The 16,992-nt window shown below is 60.6% G+C and carries 18 protein-coding genes; 11 read left to right on the forward strand and 7 right to left on the reverse strand.

What is annotated here, in order from left to right; all coding sequences use genetic code 11:
- Positions 1–6 precede the first annotated feature (6 nt).
- Positions 7–504: a DUF2971 domain-containing protein gene (locus tag IB244_RS12060; protein ID WP_281419614.1), complete on the forward strand. Its 498-nt coding sequence runs from the start codon at positions 7–9 to the stop codon at positions 502–504.
- Positions 505–563: 59 nt separating this feature from the next.
- On the opposite strand, the gene IB244_RS12065 is transcribed toward IB244_RS12060, so the two are convergent.
- Entirely contained in the window at positions 564–2,090 is a 1,527-nt protein-coding gene (locus IB244_RS12065) for an adenylate/guanylate cyclase domain-containing protein (protein WP_312867222.1), read from the reverse strand.
- A gap of 424 nt (positions 2,091–2,514) precedes the next feature.
- A complete protein-coding gene (locus IB244_RS12070) occupies positions 2,515–3,186 on the reverse strand; it encodes a VIT1/CCC1 transporter family protein (protein WP_018856455.1) in 672 nt (223 codons plus the stop codon).
- 83 nt (positions 3,187–3,269) lie between these two features.
- Here IB244_RS12070 and IB244_RS32760 point away from each other — a divergent pair, with 83 nt between their 5' ends.
- Complete coding sequence (locus IB244_RS32760; RefSeq protein ID WP_018856456.1) at positions 3,270–3,398, forward strand: hypothetical protein; 129 nt, start codon at positions 3,270–3,272, stop codon at positions 3,396–3,398.
- Between the two features lie 302 nt (positions 3,399–3,700).
- Here IB244_RS32760 and IB244_RS12080 read toward each other — a convergent pair whose 3' ends face one another.
- Positions 3,701–4,165 carry a hypothetical protein gene (locus tag IB244_RS12080; protein WP_026371699.1) on the reverse strand — a complete coding sequence of 155 codons (465 nt, stop codon included), beginning with the start codon at positions 4,163–4,165 and terminating at the stop codon, positions 3,701–3,703.
- Positions 4,166–4,497: 332 nt separating this feature from the next.
- Here IB244_RS12080 and IB244_RS12085 point away from each other — a divergent pair, with 332 nt between their 5' ends.
- The 5 genes from IB244_RS12085 to IB244_RS12105 all read left to right on the forward strand — a co-directional run bounded on the left by IB244_RS12085 (position 4,498) and on the right by IB244_RS12105 (position 7,567).
- On the forward strand, positions 4,498–4,695 hold the full coding sequence (locus IB244_RS12085; RefSeq protein ID WP_018856458.1) for a hypothetical protein: 198 nt from the start codon (positions 4,498–4,500) through the stop codon (positions 4,693–4,695).
- A 61-nt stretch (positions 4,696–4,756) separates the two neighbouring features.
- Positions 4,757–5,401 (forward strand): alpha/beta family hydrolase, encoded by a 645-nt coding sequence (locus IB244_RS12090; RefSeq protein ID WP_113472063.1) that lies wholly within the window; start codon positions 4,757–4,759, stop codon positions 5,399–5,401.
- 112 nt (positions 5,402–5,513) lie between these two features.
- The gene (locus tag IB244_RS12095) at positions 5,514–6,476 is read left to right on the forward strand and encodes a glycine betaine ABC transporter substrate-binding protein (protein WP_025658832.1); all 963 of its coding nucleotides are present in this window, start codon (positions 5,514–5,516) and stop codon (positions 6,474–6,476) included.
- Positions 6,473–7,171, forward strand: coding sequence for a L,D-transpeptidase (locus IB244_RS12100; protein ID WP_025658833.1), 699 nt, complete (start codon positions 6,473–6,475; stop codon positions 7,169–7,171). The genes IB244_RS12095 and IB244_RS12100 overlap by 4 nt, the downstream gene beginning before the upstream one ends.
- A gap of 111 nt (positions 7,172–7,282) precedes the next feature.
- Positions 7,283–7,567 carry a hypothetical protein gene (locus IB244_RS12105; protein ID WP_082728634.1) on the forward strand — a complete coding sequence of 95 codons (285 nt, stop codon included), beginning with the start codon at positions 7,283–7,285 and terminating at the stop codon, positions 7,565–7,567.
- 38 nt (positions 7,568–7,605) lie between these two features.
- Here the strand turns inward: IB244_RS12105 and IB244_RS12110 are convergent, their stop codons facing one another.
- The 4 genes from IB244_RS12110 to IB244_RS12125 all read right to left on the reverse strand — a co-directional run bounded on the left by IB244_RS12110 (position 7,606) and on the right by IB244_RS12125 (position 13,091).
- On the reverse strand, positions 7,606–9,849 hold the full coding sequence (locus IB244_RS12110; protein ID WP_192304358.1) for a glycoside hydrolase family 2 protein: 2,244 nt from the start codon (positions 9,847–9,849) through the stop codon (positions 7,606–7,608).
- Between the two features lie 143 nt (positions 9,850–9,992).
- Positions 9,993–10,904: an SMP-30/gluconolactonase/LRE family protein gene (locus IB244_RS12115; RefSeq protein ID WP_169682937.1), complete on the reverse strand. Its 912-nt coding sequence runs from the start codon at positions 10,902–10,904 to the stop codon at positions 9,993–9,995.
- Between the two features lie 99 nt (positions 10,905–11,003).
- Complete coding sequence (locus IB244_RS12120) at positions 11,004–11,825, reverse strand: SDR family oxidoreductase (RefSeq protein WP_192304360.1); 822 nt, start codon at positions 11,823–11,825, stop codon at positions 11,004–11,006.
- An 84-nt stretch (positions 11,826–11,909) separates the two neighbouring features.
- Positions 11,910–13,091, reverse strand: a complete 1,182-nt coding sequence (locus IB244_RS12125) for a phytanoyl-CoA dioxygenase family protein (protein ID WP_192304362.1) — start codon at positions 13,089–13,091, stop codon at positions 11,910–11,912.
- 94 nt (positions 13,092–13,185) lie between these two features.
- Here IB244_RS12125 and IB244_RS12130 point away from each other — a divergent pair, with 94 nt between their 5' ends.
- The 4 genes from IB244_RS12130 to IB244_RS12145 all read left to right on the forward strand — a co-directional run bounded on the left by IB244_RS12130 (position 13,186) and on the right by IB244_RS12145 (position 16,974).
- Positions 13,186–14,208, forward strand: coding sequence for a LacI family DNA-binding transcriptional regulator (locus IB244_RS12130; RefSeq protein WP_192304364.1), 1,023 nt, complete (start codon positions 13,186–13,188; stop codon positions 14,206–14,208).
- Between the two features lie 62 nt (positions 14,209–14,270).
- Positions 14,271–15,488, forward strand: a complete 1,218-nt coding sequence (locus tag IB244_RS12135) for an adenylate/guanylate cyclase domain-containing protein (protein WP_113472049.1) — start codon at positions 14,271–14,273, stop codon at positions 15,486–15,488.
- Positions 15,489–15,638: 150 nt separating this feature from the next.
- A complete protein-coding gene (locus IB244_RS12140; RefSeq protein ID WP_018856470.1) occupies positions 15,639–16,070 on the forward strand; it encodes an OsmC family protein in 432 nt (143 codons plus the stop codon).
- Positions 16,071–16,365: 295 nt separating this feature from the next.
- A complete protein-coding gene (locus IB244_RS12145) occupies positions 16,366–16,974 on the forward strand; it encodes a TetR family transcriptional regulator (protein WP_113472061.1) in 609 nt (202 codons plus the stop codon).
- Positions 16,975–16,992: the final 18 nt, after the last annotated feature.

The raw sequence follows: 16,992 nt of genomic DNA on the forward strand, positions 1-16,992 counted from the left end.
GATCTCCTGAGCCAATGGAGGGGCTATGGTGCGGGTGGAGGAGTATGCTTGGGATTTGTCGTCAGCGACCTGCAAAGGGTTGCCGAAAGGGCGGGCTTCCGCCTTGTCAAGTGTATCTATGAGCAAAGCCAGAAAACGCCCTTGGACGATGAACGGGTCGAAGAGTTCGCAAACCAGATTGTCACTCGTTACCAGCAGCTAGCCTGTGCCTTCAAGGATCCGTCCTTTCGTGAGGAGTGCGAATGGCGCATCATTTCGAAGTTCGTACCACGTGACCATCAGTCCGTGAGAGTCCGTGGGACGGCGACGATGCTGGTGTCTTATTTTGAAGTCGACCTTGATCTGGGCAACGATAGTGAGGGCCGCACAAACCTCGGGTTTGAGACGGTGATCGCGGTACCCAGCCTGCAGAAAGAGCGAATACTCCAGGCAGCTTCGATCGCCACGAGGCACCTGAGCGTAGAAGCCTCAAGGCCATCCGATATCCCCTACCGATCGCTATAGCCGCGCTCTCTGGCAGGGGCCAAGAGCCTTCCTGCAATGGACGGATTGTTCGAGCGATACTAGCCCCGAAGCTCGTAAAGCTCGGTCTGCCCCGTTCGGCCCCTGACGCTGACAGTGCCGATAGGCAGGAAACTGAAATTCTCCGCAACTGCGTTGCGGACCGCGCTGCTGACGAGGATCGAGGTTCCATAGTCGCGGTTCAGGCCCTCCAGTCGCGAGGCGATGTTTACAGTGTCTCCGATTGCGGTGTATTGCCGGCGGGTTTCGGCGCCGACGCTGCCGACGACGGCCGGTCCGGTGTGCAGGCCGAAGCGGGTAACGAGTTCGGGGCGACCGGCGGCGCGATTGGAAGCATTCATCTCGTCGATCGCCGCTTTCATCGACAAGGCACAACGGCAGGCGTTTTCGATATGCCGCTCGTCATGAACCGGTGCGTTCCACATCGCCAAAACGGAGTCGCCGATATATTGCACTATGGTACCGCCGTGGCGCTCGACAATCATATTGAGGGTTTCGAAATAGGTGGAAAGCAGGGCGACGACCTCTTCGGGCGAGCGCCGTTCGGAGATGGTGGTAAACTCTCTGATGTCGGTGAAGAGGACAGTGATCTCCTGCCTGGAGGCGGAGCCGATCGCTGATTGGCCTGTCATGACAATCCTGCGGACCAGTTCACGCGGCACGTAGAGCGAGAACATCCGGATGGTATCACGGGCGGAACCGAGCGCTTTGCCGAGCGCGTTCACCTCGGATATCCAGGAGCGCGAGACGCGGCTCTGTTTGAATTCCAGATTGCCCAGTTGCCTCGCCTCGTCGGCCAACGCATAGAGCGAGCGGCTGATCAACCGGGAGATGATGATCGCGGCGATCGCGCCCGCCGACAGGAAGGCGGCTGCGGCAGCCAGATTGCGCCTCAGGGTCCGCTCGACAGGACCGACCAGGTCGTCAAGCGGTGCTGCGATGACGACCGTGTAGTTTTTCAGCATGCCGGCTATTTCCGCACGAAAGCTTTGGGCCAGATACTCGCGGCCATTCACCAGAAAGCGGAAGACATCGCCATCCGGCCGGCTGCGGTCCTGTGCCAGATTCGCGACGGCCGGGATGGCTGGGTCTGTCGCTGCCACGTCTGCAACAGACATCAGCCTCCCGCGACGCATCTGATCGCGCAGTTTCGTCATGATCACGGGGTCGGAGTGAACGATCAGGCGGCCAGTGCTGTCGAATACGTAGCCATGCGCCGCTTCCGAGATCGTCCCGGTATCGACAACCTCTCCCAAGGTCACAAGCATCACATCGGTGCCGATAACGACCTGGTCCTTCCCGGCTACGGGCGTAGCGAACGTCAGGGTGAGGTAGTTGGTCGCAGCGGAAACATAGGGGCCGACCGATGTCGTCCGGCCCTCCGAGACGGCGGCCTTGTACCAGGGCCGGGACCGCGGGTCGAAGACTCGTCGCCGTCTGCGCGCCGAGCGAGAGGTCGAATGTCCTGGTCGAAGAACGTCCAGGTCGTCACTGGAATACCGATGACCTTCGTGATCGCACGAACCGCGAATGCGGCGTCGGCCGGAGCATTCAAGGCGTCGCGCCACGCCGGATTTGTCGCAAGGTTGGTGGCCTGAATGTACGTCCCGTCAGCAAAGCCGACATAGACCCCGTCTATGTGGAAGGACGACTTCAGTTCTCGCAGCAGCAGGGCCTGCTTCGCCGGCAGATCCTGGGGTGGCGGCGTGAGCATTTGCGGGACGGCGGCGGCCGTCTCGATCGCGGTGTATCCGCCGTTGAACACATCGCGGTAGTTCTCGATGGTGCGCAAGCCGAGTTGACGCATTTGTGCTTCGCCAGCGGACAGGGCGGTCACCTTGCCTTGGGTATATGCCATCCACACGAGCGGCAGCGCCGTGCAAGCCAGCAGCCCGACAATGATGACGCTGAGGTGCAATCGCAGGGGAAATGCCCAGTCCGATGCACTCCTGGTCCCTGTCGCGGGCGGTGGCGTAGCGCGGTCCACCATCCCTACCCCCCGAGAGCAATCGCAATGCCGACCAGCGCGAGGCCTAGGCACGTCATCGTTATGCCTGCGTTGAGCGGCTTTGCGTCCGAAAAATGCGCCCAGGCACAGCCTGTCAGGAAGAGCAGGGCAACCAGTAGAAAATTGCTGGTTCTCAGCGCAAGGTCCGCACTGCTGATCATGAAGAAGGGGATAACCGCAGGCAGCGATGTCGCCGATACCAGGAGAAAGACGATGACGGCGGCGAGAAAATCATCTCTCGACAGACGAGTGTTGGCAGGGCTTCCTCGCCGCGCGAGGCCGAGCATGGCTTGGTAGAGTGCCTCTTCATCCGCTGCCGCGGAAACTAGCGGTTCGCCGTCGATCGGAAATTCCTTCCGGAGCGCAGCAATGGCGTCCCGCTCGTTTTGAGCGGCCCTGACCTGCCGAAAGACGTGTCCGCGCCGGCTCTTGTAGAATACCACGCCTAAGACGAACAGCACGGCGTCGATGATGCCCCATGCCACGTTGCAGCCGATGGTCGCGACGATCAGCTCGCGGACGTCAAGGCCCCCTTCGGTGAAGATGACCCGTGAGCCGACGGTAAATGTCAGCGCCATAATCAGTCCGAAGAGGACTTCGCCGAGGGCATCACCCGGGTCGATTACATCCGCGATCTGTGGCCTGCCGGATGCCATGAAATGCCTGCTCCTTCGCGGCTGCTGAATTCCTCATATGGAACGATCCACGACTTCAACGAAGCAGCGCGGACGCAAAACTAATGATGAGGATCCCCGAGATCCGTCGCTGTCTTGTCTCCGTGGCAAGCGAGACATTGAGCGCTCTTTTCGAGTCCTACGACCTGGGGGTCGACGCCTTGGAGCGCTTCCTCGGCCAGCTCGACGGATGAGCGGCGCATCCTTGAATCTGAACGGCTTTGCTCGAACCTCGAGGCGGAGGTGGTGGTGTACTGCAATGAGCGATACGGCCAGGAGATGCGTTCGCAATATGCTTCAATCGCCTTCATCGCCACGGGCTCCGATGCCTTGAGAATACGTCCTGGCGAGTGCTGTGCGCTTCCATGCCGTCTTGGCGCACCGTGGCATCGCGTGCTCCGTTGGCGCGGAGGGCCAAGCTTCTCCCCGCTTACCCCGCAAAGCGCAGGACGTTCGCAAACCCTGTCGGCCGGTATCGCGCGCTTTCCGCTCCGAATTATTCGACGGGCGGCTCCCAGGTCAGGTAGAAGCCGACGTCGCCGGGGATGCCCCCCGGAAAATTGATGATCACCGCCTTCAGCCCATAGCCCTGGGGCTTGGCCGCCGTCTCGAAGAGATCGTAAAGTTCCCTTGCCTTGCCCTGGAGGGTATTCTGCCAGCCGGGCAGGTTGTTGTTGATGTGTCGACCGCCATCCGAGCAGAGGCTCGACGGGAAGCTGTAGACCATCGCTTCGTATTTTCCGTCCGCGGCGGCTTTCATCACCAGCCGTTTGATGACCGCCCGCTCTGTCTCGCCGATATGCTTCTGGAAAAAATCCTCGACGAACTCTGCATGTTTCGTCGCCTCGCGGGCCTTTATCTTGTCGTCGCGTTCCATCTCCGCAAGCTGAAGTTCAAGGGCACGCTTGCGCAGATCTTCGGCACTGGTCATCGACTGAGGGGTCGTCTCGTTTGCAGTCATCGCCATGTCCTCCGAGTTTTCCAAAGGATAAGATGAGTACGGGCGTCAAGGCAGTAAAATACACAGGGGATGAGGTAGTATACGGTATATTACGCCGTGGGCCACTGGCTGATCTTGTCCCAGTGCATGTGCTCGGCAGACAGAGTTGAAACGGCCCCTGGGGGGAAGCCGCCAAGTGCGGCATGGACATTTGGTGATCGAAGGGGCGTCGACCGCATATTAATTAGTAATCTGTAATAAAATCCCGCAGTCGCCGTTCAGGAAATGTTGCTGGCGGTCCCTGGAACATTTAGCGCAGTCGCAGGTTGCTTCTGGAAATTAGGAGCGAAGCGATGCTAATTCTTGAAGAAGTTCTCCTCGTTTCTGCCGATCGGGTGGCCTGCTGTCGCGGTCAGCTCGAACTGGATCTCGACCAAATGATCCTGCAACTCGAACGGTCGGGCTTCTCCCGCAAGGAGATCCTGGTCGCCATGAGCGAAATGATCAGCGAAGAATTCTCGGCGCTTCCCGACATGCCGAAATTCCATTGACCGGCTATCACCTTGCACGTCCGATATGGTGAGGCTTCGCTCATTGCGCTATGACATCGCGATGAGCGAGACGTTTCTGATCACCGGCCCGGACAATCCCCCAGCCACCATCCTGCTTGCCCACGGTGCCGGCGCACCGATGGACTCGAAGTCCATGACGGCGGCTTCCGAGGCGCTTGTCGGTAAAGGCTTCCGGATCGCGCGCTTCGAGTTCGCCTACATGGCGGCGCGGCGGACGTCGGATGCAAGAAAACCGCCGCCGAAAGCCGAGACCCTCATCCCCGAATACATGGAGGCGGTAAAGGAGGTCGCGAGCAGCGGGCCGCTCATCATCGGCGGCAAATCCATGGGCGGACGAGTGGCCAGCATAATTGCCGACGAGCTATATGACCAAGGCGCGATCTGTGGATTGTTGTGCATTGGCTATCCTTTTCATCCACCCGGCAAGCCGCAACAGCTGCGCACCGCGCATCTGAGAAACCTGCGTTCACCGACGCTTATCTGCCAGGGGACGCGCGACGAATTCGGTACGCGCGAGGAGGTCGAGACCTATCCGCTTTCCCCCGCAATATCATTGCGTTGGCTCGAGGATGGCGACCACGATCTCGCGCCGCGCAAGAAGATATCCGGCTTCTCCGTCGCCGATCATCTCGCCACGATGGCAGCGAGCGTCAAGGCTTGGGCAGACGAAAACTGCCTTCGCTAGGACCGGGTGCGAACGTCAATTCGACTTGACGCATGCAAATGCTTTATGCATGTTCGCCTGCAAGATGTGACGTGCATTTCTACGATCCTTTCTCGCATGTTTGGGGGCAAGCATGACGAAGTGCGTAGCATGTTCAGGGCTCTTCTCATCCATTCTCGCCGCAGCGCTTGCGATGAGTAGTGCCGCCTTCGCCGCCGATCTCGTGATCGCGATGCCGAACTGGCCTTCCGGGCAGGCGACGGCGAATATTCTCAAGGTCAGCATTGCCAAGGAATTCGGGCTCAATGCCGATGTGCAGGAGCTCGGGACGCTACTTGCGTTCAATGGCATGGAGAAAGGCACGGTGGACATCCAGCCGGAGGTCTGGCAGCCGAACCTCGAAGATGTCATCAAAACCTTTGTCACGGAAAAGGGTGCCGTGGTTCTCGCCAAGCATGGCGTGCCGGCATGGCAGGGCATCTGCGCGACGCCGGCTGCCGCCGAAAAGGGGCTGAAGTCGATCGCGGATCTCAGCGATCCGGAGAAAACAAAGATTCTCGACACTGATGGTGACGGCAAGGGCGAGCTGTGGCTCGGCGCGCCGACCTGGGCTTCGACGGGGATCGAGCGGGTGCGGGCAAACACCTACGGCTACGCCAAGAACCTGACGCTGGTCGAGTCGGAAGAAGAAGTCGCCATGGCGGGGCTGGATATCGCGATCGCAACAAACCAGCCGCTTGTCTTTGCCTGCTACGCGCCGCACTTCATCTTTGACCTGCACAGGATCGTCCGCCTTACCGAGCCCCCGCATGATGCCAGCAAGTGGAAGCTCGTCGGTCCCAGTGATCCGCTCTGGGTCACCAAGTCCTCCGCATCGACGGCCTGGGATACAGCCAACTTCCGCATCGGATACGGCGCCGCTTTCGCCAAGAAACGCCCCGAGATCGCGGCGTTTCTGGAAAAAGTCGATCTGACGCCGGAGGAGGCGACGGCGATGAGCTATGCGCTTGAAGTCGACCGCATACCGCCGCTCGACTACGCGAAAAAATGGGTCGCCGACAACGCAAAGCGCGTGGATGGGTGGGCTAAGCAATGACGGCACGCTGCAAATTTCCGGTGAAGAGGAAAGAGGCCATCCGGCCGCGCAAGCTGACTTTGGCTCTGCTTGCTGCGGCAGCCTGCCTCGGCCCCCTGGCTGCCTGGGCTCAGACACAGATCTATGACTCCAAGACGCACACTTGGGTCGACTACGACAAGAAGAAAGCTCGCCAGTACTACGCGCGCAACAACCAACCGCCGGAAGCATTCCGGATGCAGACCGTGACCTTCAGGACCGCGGAGCCGCCAGGAACGATCATCATCGACGGCAACCAGCATTTCCTCTACCTCACCCAGCCTGGCGGGCAGGCCATCCGCTACGGTATCGGCGTCGGGCGCGAAGGCTTCGGTTGGGCCGGGATCGTGCGTGTGGGCCGGACAGCGGAATGGCCGACCTGGACACCACCGGCCGAAATGGTGGCGCGTGACCCGAACGCGGCCAAGTGGGCAGCCGGGATGCCGGGCGGACCGGAAAATCCATTGGGTGCCCGGGCGCTCTACCTCTACGAAGGCGACCAGGACACCATCTATCGCATCCATGGGACGGCGGAACCTTGGACCATCGGTCTCGACGTTTCCTCCGGCTGCATCCGTATGAACAATAACGACATCGTCGACCTCGCCTCGCGGATCAAGATTGGCGCCAAGGTCATCGTGCTGATGCAGGGGGCGGCGCTCTACAAGGGCGTCTGACAATAGGTCCGGCACAAGCGCCGGAAATGGAGAAAACAACGCTAGTCGGGGGACAGGATCTTGGGGCAGAGAATCGCGAGGGGAATTTCGATCGGCTGGGCGATAACGGCAATGGCGAGCGCGGCGTTGCTTGGCGCCTGCACGCCGCCGACGCCGCCAGCGCCTGACAGCATGGCCCGCACCACGTTGCAGACCGCACCGGCGGATCTCCAGCTACTCTGCGCCAATTCGGCGGCCGGAATTGCCGGCGCGAACGCCAAGGTACTGCCCACGGCCTCCCGTCAACTGCCCGACGGCACCTTCGGCGTCGATCTCGATGCCGGCGGCAAGAAGTTCTCTTGCATCGTCGACAACAACGGCACAGTCCGGTCAGTGCAGCCGGCGCGGTCCGGCTGACGGCACGCCCCGCGAGGTCGGGCGTACCGCCATTATGCTCAAACGGCGGTCAGTTCGATCTTGACGGCAGGGAGCCGGCTGCAGTTCGCCTGTACGCTGATCGCGCCGGTCAGTCCTGTCGCTTCCAACCAGAAGCCGGCCGTGCCGCCCTGTAGCGGAATCGATGCCGGCCCGACAATCTTCGCCGGTCCGTCGACGTGCAGGGTGACATTGTCATTCATGAAGGGCAGGCGCTGTCCCTGCTGATCGAGCGCGCGGATGATGACGCGGGTCGTGTCGCGCTCCCGGGCCTTTAAAGTCGGGCTGTCGGCAACGACCTGCAGCGTTGTCGGCAGCGGGTCGGCCGCGAGCGTCAACCTGGCAACCGGCTCGCCCGCAATGTAGCCGGTGAATTCGCCATCGATCCATTCAAGCCCCCACGTGCCAAGCTCGTCCGGCGTGAAATGGCGGTGGTCGAGAACGACAGGCGGATGCGGCAGGTGCGGATAGTTCTCGCGGTCCGGGCCGATCCGCTTCGTCACCGCGCCGTATCGCAATTCGACCTCATCGCAGTTGGTCAGGATGATCAACGGCAAAACGCCGCCGATGTTGCGCTCGCCGCGAGCCCAGAAGGTGACGGGCTTCATGACGACCTCTTCGGACGGATCGCATTGGCTCGCGTAGACATAGGCGGCAAACTTCGGCTCGCGGAACATGTCCATGACGCCGTGGTAGCAGATGCGGTCGCCGGAGCCGAAGTCCTTGTGGGTGTTGTAGTCGAACATGCACCAGCCGATCGCACCCGCGATATCAGGATCGCCATAGGCTGCGTTCAGCACCTCGAGATGTCGGCGGACATGCTCGGCTTGGCGAGCCTCCTGGTCGTAGATCTTGGTGGGATACATGTGGCCACCAAACTCGGTGATCATGTAGGGCACCTTGTACGACAGACCGGTGGATTCCTGCTGTGGACGAAGCGCCGTGCGCGGGCGGTTGTTGCCGGGCAGTTCCTCGTTGCCGAGGATGAAGTCGTTCATCGTGTAGACGTCTTCGAGCAGTTCGCTGTCGGTTATGTAGCGGACGCCGCCGGTCTGCCGCGTACGGTCCAGTTCACGGGCAAGTTGGTTGGTCTCGACATAGAAATCGTGGCTGTCCTGTGATTCGTTGATGCGAACGCCCCAGATGATGATCGAGGGATGGTTCCAGTCGCGCTCAATCATGCGCCGCACGTTGCGGATCGATTCCTGCTGCCATTCGACGTCGCCGATATGCTGCCAGCCTGGGATTTCCTCGAAGACCAGAAGACCAATGCGATCGCACCGATCGAGGAACCACTTCGATTGCGGATAGTGCGACGTGCGGACGATATTGCACTTCAGCACGGATTTCATGATATCGGCGTCGCGTTCCTGGGCCGATCTGCCAGCGGCATAGCCGACATAGGGGAAAGCCTGGTGGCGATTGAGACCGCGTAGCTTCAGCGGCCGGCCATTGAGAAGAAAGCCTTCGATCGTGAACTCGGCGGTGCGGAAGCCGAAGTGCGACGAGACGCGGTCGGAACCGTGACTTGTCTTCAGTTCGACGGTGACTTCGTAAAGCGCCGGATTGTCGATATCCCAGAGCGATATACCGGTCAGCTCATTGAAAGAGAGAGTAACATCTTCACCGGTCGTTTCCGCGGAAGCCGTGGCGAGCACGCGCCCATCCTCATCCTTCAGGGATGCGGATACCGAGCCCAGGAAGGTGAGTTGTTGCAGATTGGCAAGATCGACACGCACGCTTGCCGACTTTTCCTCCGCCAACACATTGTGGGTTTCGATCTTCAGGTTGGCGATGGAAACCGGGTCCGTGACCTTCAGCCAGACGTCACGGTAAATGCCGGCATAGGTCAGGTAGTCGATGCGGCCGCCGAAGGGCGGGATTTCAGGGTTTTCGCTGCCGTCGATTTTCACGGTAATCAGATTGTCGCCGACCACCAGGCTGCCGTTGAGGCGCGCCTCGAACGGTGTGTAGCCATCCTTGTGCGCGATGATCTCTTCACCGTTCAAATAGACGACGGCATCGGCCATGGCGGCGTCGAAGACAAGCGAGACCTCACGGCCCTCGAATTCCGGCATCCAGCGCAGGATCTTTTGGTAGGTGAACGCCCGCTGGTAGCTTGTCTCGTCGAAGTAGTTGAACGGCAGTTCAACGGCCGTGTGTGGCAGGCTGACGGTCGCTGAGCCATCGAAGCTCCCGAGCAGGCGCTGGCCGTAACCCTCGTGGAAACTCCAGCTCTCGTTGAAAGAGACGACGGAACGCATCTCAGGCTCCCATGCAAAAGGCGTTGCGAACAGATTGGCGCTGCTGAAGGGCGCGTGGAAACTCAAGCATCGATGGTTCTTTCTGGATTGGAGATGGCTAACTGGTAGTCAGCGCTGACGTCCTAGTGGCGCGCGATGCTATCCTATGGATATTGGGCGCCGTTGGTCGTGGTGTAAATCGAATAGAGCGATTGGGTGGCGGTGATGAACAGTCGGTTCTTCTTTACGCCGCCGAAGGCGATATTCGAGACCGTCTGCGGCACCTTGATCTTGCCGAGGAGCGTGCCGTCGGGCGCGAAGCAGTGAACGCCATCGGCAGCGCTGGTCCAGAGATTGCCGCTGACATCGAAACGGAACCCATCCGGCACGCCGCTGTCTATCGAGCAGAAATACCGGCTGTTCGCGAGCCTTTTGCCGTCCACGATGTCGAAAACGCGGATGTGGCGGGGGACATCATGGTTTCGGGAGCCGGAATCGGCGATGTAGAGCTGCTTCTCATCCGGCGCGAAGGCTAGGCCGTTGGGCTGAATGAAATCCGTGGCAACAGCTTCGATCTCGCCCGTCGATGCGTCGATGCGGTAGACGTTGCGGGTTTCCTGTTCGGGCTCGGACTTATGGCCCTCGTAGTCGGACATGATGCCGTAGGTCGGGTCGGTGAACCAGATCGAGCCGTCCGATTTCACGACGACGTCGTTCGGAGAGTTCAGGCGTTTGCCTTTGTAGCTGTCGGCCAGCACCGTGATGCGGCCGTCGAATTCAGTGCGAGTCACGCGGCGGCCGCCGTGCTCGCAGGAAACCAACCGGCCCTGGCGGTCCCGGGTGTTGCCGTTGACGTAATTCGAGGGAGAGCGGAAAACTGAAACGCTACCGTCGGGCACCCAGCGCATCATCCGCTCATTGGGAATATCACTCCAGATCAGGCAATTGAGGTCCGAGAACCAGACGGGACCCTCTGCCCAACGACAGCCGCTATAAAGTTCTTCCAGCCGGGCGCTGCCGGCGATCAAGCCACGGAAACGGTCGTCACGAATGTCATAGAGCGCATCTTCTGACACGGGTCAGCTCCTCCCAAAGCGATGTGACGATCTTCGTAAACGTAAACGGTCATGTGTTCCAGAGCCCGGCGCCGGCAAAAGCGCCGGGCTCTGCATTTTTTAGAGGGCTGTGTCCGGATGCGGCGAGCCGTCATAGGCGCCCCAGATCGACTGGTCGAAGCAGATCACGGACCCGGTCATGAGGCCTGATTCCGGCGAGGAAAGATAGGCGCAGGCACGCGCCACTTCCTCGGGATCCACGAGGCGGCCGAACGGCTGGGCCGCGGTCGCCTTTTCCAGCCAATCAGCCGGTGCGTCGTGATATTCCCGCTGAATGCGGTCCTCGCCCTCGGAGGCCATCCAGCCGATATTGAGGCCGTTGACGCGGATGCGGTTGCGTAGAAGCGCGTAGGCGGTGTTCTTTGTCAGGGTTTCCAGTGCACCTTTCGAGGCGCAATAGGCGGCAATGAAGGGCTGCCCTGCCTTGGCCGACATGGAGCCGATATTGACGATGGTACCCTCGATTTTTTCGCGCCGCATCACTTTTACTGTCTCCTGCATCAGGAAGAACGGGGCACGGACATTGACGGCGAACATGGCGTCGAAGAGCTCCGGACTGGTGTTCAAAATTGTGCCGCGGTCGGTGATGGCGGCCGCATTCACCAAGGCATCCACGCGACCGAATGTCTCGTCGCAGACTTGAACGACGTTTCTGGCATCCTCGACCTGGCCAAGGTCGGCCTTCACATAAACGACCTTGGCCCTGGTGGCGGCAGCGATCTCATGGGCCTTGGCCTTTCCCTTCTGCTCGTTGCGGCCGCAGATGACAAGGCCCTTGGCGCCGCGCTCGGCGAAGAGGCGGGCGATCGTTGCCCCGAGTCCCTGAGTGCCGCCGGTTACGATGGCGATCTTGCCGTCGAGGCGGCTGTGGTTTGTTGTCATGTACTCCTCCTTTGAATGATGGCCTATATGCCGAAAGCTCCCGGCACCAAGGCGCCGGGAGCTGATTTCGTCAATGCGGATGCGTCAGCTTAGTCGCCGCTCGCTCTGTTGCGCCAGTGCCGAGAGGAACCGCGCGTCATCCCAATCCTCCCGCAGCGCCTCGTGCATCAGCTGCGCTTGCGTCTTCGGCGCGAGGCCACCAAGCGGTGGGTCGCGGTCGAGGTTGGTCGGGAACGAGTAGCCCTCGGCGCAGGCGGCAACGGCATAGCCGATCTCGATTTCGGACAGCTTGCCCCTCAGGGCCTTCAAAGCCGGGAACAGCTTGGCGCTCATGCGCTCGCGGTTCACGGTCTCCATTGCCCGCCCGAATGCCGAGGAGACCTGCAGCAGATTAGCGACGCGCTTGATGTCGGTCGAGCGGTTCGTACCAGCCGCGTGGAACAGCGCCGGATTGAAGAACACCACGTCGCCCTTTTCGAGCGGCAGCTGGACATGATGCGTCTCGAAATAGTCCTTGAACTCCTGGCGCTTGAGCGCGAGGTAGCCCGGCTCATAGGTCTGGCTGTGCGGCAGGAAGAGGGTTGGACCGCTTTCGAGCGGCATGTCGCAATGAGTGATCGCGCCCTGCAGCGTCAGCACCGGCGAGAGCCGGTGCACATGCGCCGGGAATTGCTCGATCACCTTGGAAGACTGGAAGCCGAGATGGTAGTCGCGGTGCGCGGACTGTGCCGCGCCACCCGGATTGACCCGGTTGACCTGGGCGGTCATTTGATAGCTTGGGCCCAGCCAGGCTTCGCTTGCGATCGCGACGATGGGGTTTGCGTAGTACTCGGCGAAGTTCTCGGGATCGGCGAGGCAGTGCTTTTCCAGCGAGTTCCAGATGCGGTCATTGGCACCCGGCTTAGCAAAGTGATCGCCGCCGCCGCTCGCGGTTCGGTGTTGCTCCTCGATGATCTCGCTGAATATTGCGCTGGCGCGGTCGATGACGCCGGGATCCCTGTAGGCGCGCTTGAAAACGACGACGCCCGGGCCGTCGCCAAAGGCTTCGCAGATCTCGGCGAGAACCGCTCTGCGGCCGCTGGCGATCGCTGCAGCGACCTTGGGGCTATCATAAATCAGAATGTTCTTTTCGACGGCGTCGGCCGTCGGATAGTCGGCGAGAGCCGTTGTCTTTTCGGCAAGCTTGCGGAAGTCGCCGAGATCGCAAGCATCCTCGGTCAGCCAGACGCGATCGGCGCGCAATTTCTGAAGGTTGTCGGTTTTCATCAGGTGCTCCTCCCTTTCCGATGAGGGCACTATACGCCGCCGACTGGTGTGTTATAGATCAGGAATCCATCAAAAAACCATCAAGACGGATTGTGTGGCACACCGGTTTCTCGTCAAGGATATCGCCTTCCAGGCCGGGCTGAGCACAGCGACGGTGGATCGCGTTCTCAATGGCAGGAGTGGCGTCAGGCATCAGACGATGATGCGGGTGCAGGCTGCGATCGCAGAGCTGGAAAAGCAGCAGATCGGCGGCGAGGTGAGCGGGCGGAAGCTCGCCATCGATGTCGTGATGGAAACGCCGGACCGCTTCAGCACCGCCGTTCGCGATGCCTTTGAGGCGGAGGTCGCCACCTTTCTGCCGACGGTGTTCCGGTGCCGCTTCCATTTCGCCGAGGTGATGAAGCAGGCAGAGCTGGTGCAGTTGCTCGACCGGGTCCGGCTGCGCGGCACGAACGGCATCGTCTTGAAAGCACCGGATGTTCCGGAGGTCACTGCTGCGGTTTCCCGCGCAACGGACGCCGGCATTCCGGTAGTCACTTTGGTGACGGACCTGCCAAATTCTTCCCGCAGTGCTTACGCGGGCGCTGATAATCGAGCGGCCGGTGAGACTGCAGCCTATCTTATTGGCGAGCATTTCGGCCACGCGCCCGGGCGGGTTCTCGTCACGCTCTCCAGCGGTCGATTTCGCGGTGAGGAGGAGCGCGAGATGGGCTTTCGCCGCGTGCTGCGCGAACGCTATCCCCAGATTGGGATGATCGAAATCAGCGAAGGCCACGGAACGGATGCAGCGACGGGCACGCTGGCCGCTCGTGCAATCGCGGCGGATCCGGCGATCAACGCGGTCTATTCCATCGGCGGCGGAAACCAGGCGGTGCTGGCCGCCTTCGAGGCGGCGAAGCGGCCGATCCGCGTGTTCGTCGCGCATGATCTCGATGCGGACAATCGCGCGCTGCTTGCCGACCGCAAGATCGGCTTCGTCTTGCACCACGATCTGCGCACGGATGCCCGCTCGGCCTTTCGCGCCGTCATGGGCCGTTCTGTCAGGGGCGGAATTGCGCCTCCGGCATTGTCGTCGCTGGAGATTGTTACACCTTACAACATGCCTGCTAACTATTGAGGTTTGCCTTTCCCTTAGCGGTAAAATCGCGATAGTGCTTTCGCAGGAGCGAGGGAAACGGTATGGAATACAGCGATATAGGGACAGTTGCGGCCTGGCTGACGGAGCAGGGGCTCAAGGGCGCGTCGGAGGCCGAACTGTTGACCGGCTTCTGCGACGCCTGCCGCGAACGTGGCTTGCCGCTCGATCGCGGCATGGCTCTGATGGACACACTGCATCCCGTACACGAAGGCCGGGCGTTCCGTTGGGACAGCCAGGAGGAGATCGAGACCGAATTCGAGTATGGCTCCACCAGCGAAGGACCGGCATTGGAGAGCTGGCAACGTTCCGCCTTCTACTATCTGTGGGCGGGAGAGGAGAACGAGGTCAGACGGCGCATCGGTTTTGGCGATCCGGCCGACTTCGCCATGCTCGACACGATGCAGGCGCAGGGCCACACCGATTTCGTCGCGATGGTCCACCGGTTTGCCAAGGCCGGCACGATCGGCGAGATGGATTGCTTCTTCTCTCATTTCGCGACCCGCCATCCCGAGGGATTTTCTGATCACGATCTCATCATTCTGCGGAAGCTGGTGCCGGTGTTGGCCCTTGCGATCAAGTGTATCGCGCTGGCGCGTATCGCGAGGACCATCGCGGAGGTTTATCTTGGCGATGACGCCGCGCGGCAGGTATTGGAAGGCAAAATCACCCGAGGCAAGTCGGAGCGGATCTCGGCGGCTCTCTGGTTCTCGGATCTTCTGAACTATACGAAAATATCCGACACCGCGCCGCCGGAAGAAATCCTGCCGATGCTGAACGCCTATAGCGATGTGGTCATTTCCGCGATCCATGAGACCGGTGGCGATGTGTTGAAGCTGATCGGCGACGGTGTCCTGGCGATCTTCAAGGCGGACGAGCCTGCCGATGCCTGTGCTGCGTCGCTGCAAGCCGAGCGATTGCTGCGGCAGAAGCTGAAGGCGTTGAACGATGAGCGCGCGCTGGAAGAACGGCCGACGACCGAGGTCTATATCGGCCTGCACATCGGTGATGTCTTCTATGGCAATATCGGCAGCCGCGAGCGACTGGACTTTACCGTCATCGGCCCCGCCGTCAACGAAGTCAGCCGGATTGCCTCGATGTGCCGATCGGTCGATCTCAACGTGCTGATGTCGTCGGAGTTTGCGGCGACGATCCCGGAGAACGAACGCGGCGCGCTGGCCTGCATCGGCCGTTACGCGCTCCGTGGCGTCAAGCGCGCGCAGGAGCTTTATACGCTCGACACGGCGCGAATCGAGATCTGACGCCTTCTGTCCGTGCGCCGTCAGAAGAAATTTCACGGCGTTGTCGCCTTCTGCCGATAGAGGATTATATCGGTCGAAGAGGCGGGTTGCCTCGTAGATCGGGCGAAGCGGCGACAGCCCGCTTTCTCTCATCCAAAACAGGAGGACGGCATGCAGATCAATCGTACAGGTTCAGCGCAGTGGTCCGGTGGACTGAAGGACGGCAAGGGGCAGATCTCCACGCAGAGTGGCGCGCTCAAACACTATCCCTACGGCTTTTCGAGCCGTTTCGAAGGCATCCCAGGGACAAATCCGGAGGAACTGATCGGGGCGGCGCATGCCGGCTGCTTCACGATGGCCTTGTCGCTGATCCTTGAGGAGGCGGGTCTCAAGGCGACCGATATGGAAACGACGGCAAAGGTGACGCTCGAGAGCGTAGAGAGCGGCTTTGCCATCACGGCGATCCATCTCACGCTGACCGGCACGGTTCCGAATGCCGATGAAAGGACATTCATCGAGCTCGCCAACAAGGCCAAGGCCGGATGCCCTGTCTCCAAGGCCCTTTCGGCTGTCCCGATCTCGCTCGACGTCAAGCTCGCCTGAGCCTTGAGGTGAGACCGAGTGCCGCACCGAGGTGTCGGCACTTCGTCACCTGTCCATCTTTCCAAGCTTCGATCGACTGAATCTATGCGCCCTGCGGCCCAAGCCGTCGGGGCGATTTTCCGTGCTCGCCACGCGCGCAGATAAGCGGGAACGGCGAGAGTTGGCAGATGCCCATCCTATTTACACCAGATCGGCCGTGAGTCTCAGATGCGGCCAAACCTTGACAAATTACGAATGATGTCTTACGACTGACGAAATTCAAAAATCGTCAGTCGTAAGTGAGTGCGCAAAATTGATTAACGATGCTGCGGAAAACACGATCGAAATAACGCGCCAGGAGAATGTGACCCGCATTCTCGACGCTGCCGAGCGGCTTTTCCGTCACTACGGGTATTCGAAGACGACGGTGGCAGACATCGCTCGTGATCTCGGCATGTCGCCGGCCAACGTCTATCGCTTCTTCGCCTCGAAGGTGGAGATCCACCAGGCGATCTGTGGCCGTATGCTGGTTCACAGCTACCAGATGGCGTACGACGTCTGCCACCTGCCGATCAGCGCTTCCGACCGGCTGCGACGTTTTGTGCAGGGCCAGTATCAGATTACGGTCGACACCATGCTCGATCAGGAAAAAGTGCATGAGATGGTCATCGTCGCCATCGAGCGCGACTGGCACGTCATCGAAAGGCATATCGACAGTATTCATGAATTGCTCGCCGAAGTGATCCGTGAGGGGATCGCTGCCGGCGAGTTTGCCGAGCAGGACGCGGATGTCGCGTCCCGCTGCTTCGGGGCTGCAACAATCAGCCTCTGTCATCCGCAGATGGTGGCGCAATGTCTTGCCAAGACCAACCGCGCCACCGTCGACGAACTGGTCGAGTTCTCGATCAGGGCGCTAAAGAAATAATTCGCGGCAAGGGCCGCA

Source organism: Rhizobium sp. RHZ02 (genome assembly GCF_014851575.1).
GTDB lineage: Bacteria > Pseudomonadota > Alphaproteobacteria > Rhizobiales > Rhizobiaceae > Rhizobium > Rhizobium altiplani.

Excerpts from the sequence above, each read along its gene's own strand:
- IB244_RS12070 (WP_018856455.1), bottom strand. The coding sequence starts at position 3,186 with ATGGCATCCGGCAGGCCACAGATCGCGGATGTAATCGACCCGGGTGAT.
- IB244_RS32760 (WP_018856456.1), top strand. The coding sequence starts at position 3,270 with ATGATGAGGATCCCCGAGATCCGTCGCTGTCTTGTCTCCGTGGCAAGC.
- IB244_RS12080 (WP_026371699.1), bottom strand. The coding sequence starts at position 4,165 with ATGACTGCAAACGAGACGACCCCTCAGTCGATGACCAGTGCCGAAGAT.
- IB244_RS12085 (WP_018856458.1), top strand. The coding sequence starts at position 4,498 with ATGCTAATTCTTGAAGAAGTTCTCCTCGTTTCTGCCGATCGGGTGGCC.
- IB244_RS12090 (WP_113472063.1), top strand. The coding sequence starts at position 4,757 with ATGAGCGAGACGTTTCTGATCACCGGCCCGGACAATCCCCCAGCCACC.
- IB244_RS12095 (WP_025658832.1), top strand. The coding sequence starts at position 5,514 with ATGACGAAGTGCGTAGCATGTTCAGGGCTCTTCTCATCCATTCTCGCC.
- IB244_RS12100 (WP_025658833.1), top strand. The coding sequence starts at position 6,473 with ATGACGGCACGCTGCAAATTTCCGGTGAAGAGGAAAGAGGCCATCCGG.
- IB244_RS12105 (WP_082728634.1), top strand. The coding sequence starts at position 7,283 with ATGGCGAGCGCGGCGTTGCTTGGCGCCTGCACGCCGCCGACGCCGCCA.
- IB244_RS12110 (WP_192304358.1), bottom strand. The coding sequence starts at position 9,849 with ATGCGTTCCGTCGTCTCTTTCAACGAGAGCTGGAGTTTCCACGAGGGT.
- IB244_RS12120 (WP_192304360.1), bottom strand. The coding sequence starts at position 11,825 with ATGACAACAAACCACAGCCGCCTCGACGGCAAGATCGCCATCGTAACC.
- IB244_RS12125 (WP_192304362.1), bottom strand. The coding sequence starts at position 13,091 with ATGAAAACCGACAACCTTCAGAAATTGCGCGCCGATCGCGTCTGGCTG.
- IB244_RS12135 (WP_113472049.1), top strand. The coding sequence starts at position 14,271 with ATGGAATACAGCGATATAGGGACAGTTGCGGCCTGGCTGACGGAGCAG.
- IB244_RS12140 (WP_018856470.1), top strand. The coding sequence starts at position 15,639 with ATGCAGATCAATCGTACAGGTTCAGCGCAGTGGTCCGGTGGACTGAAG.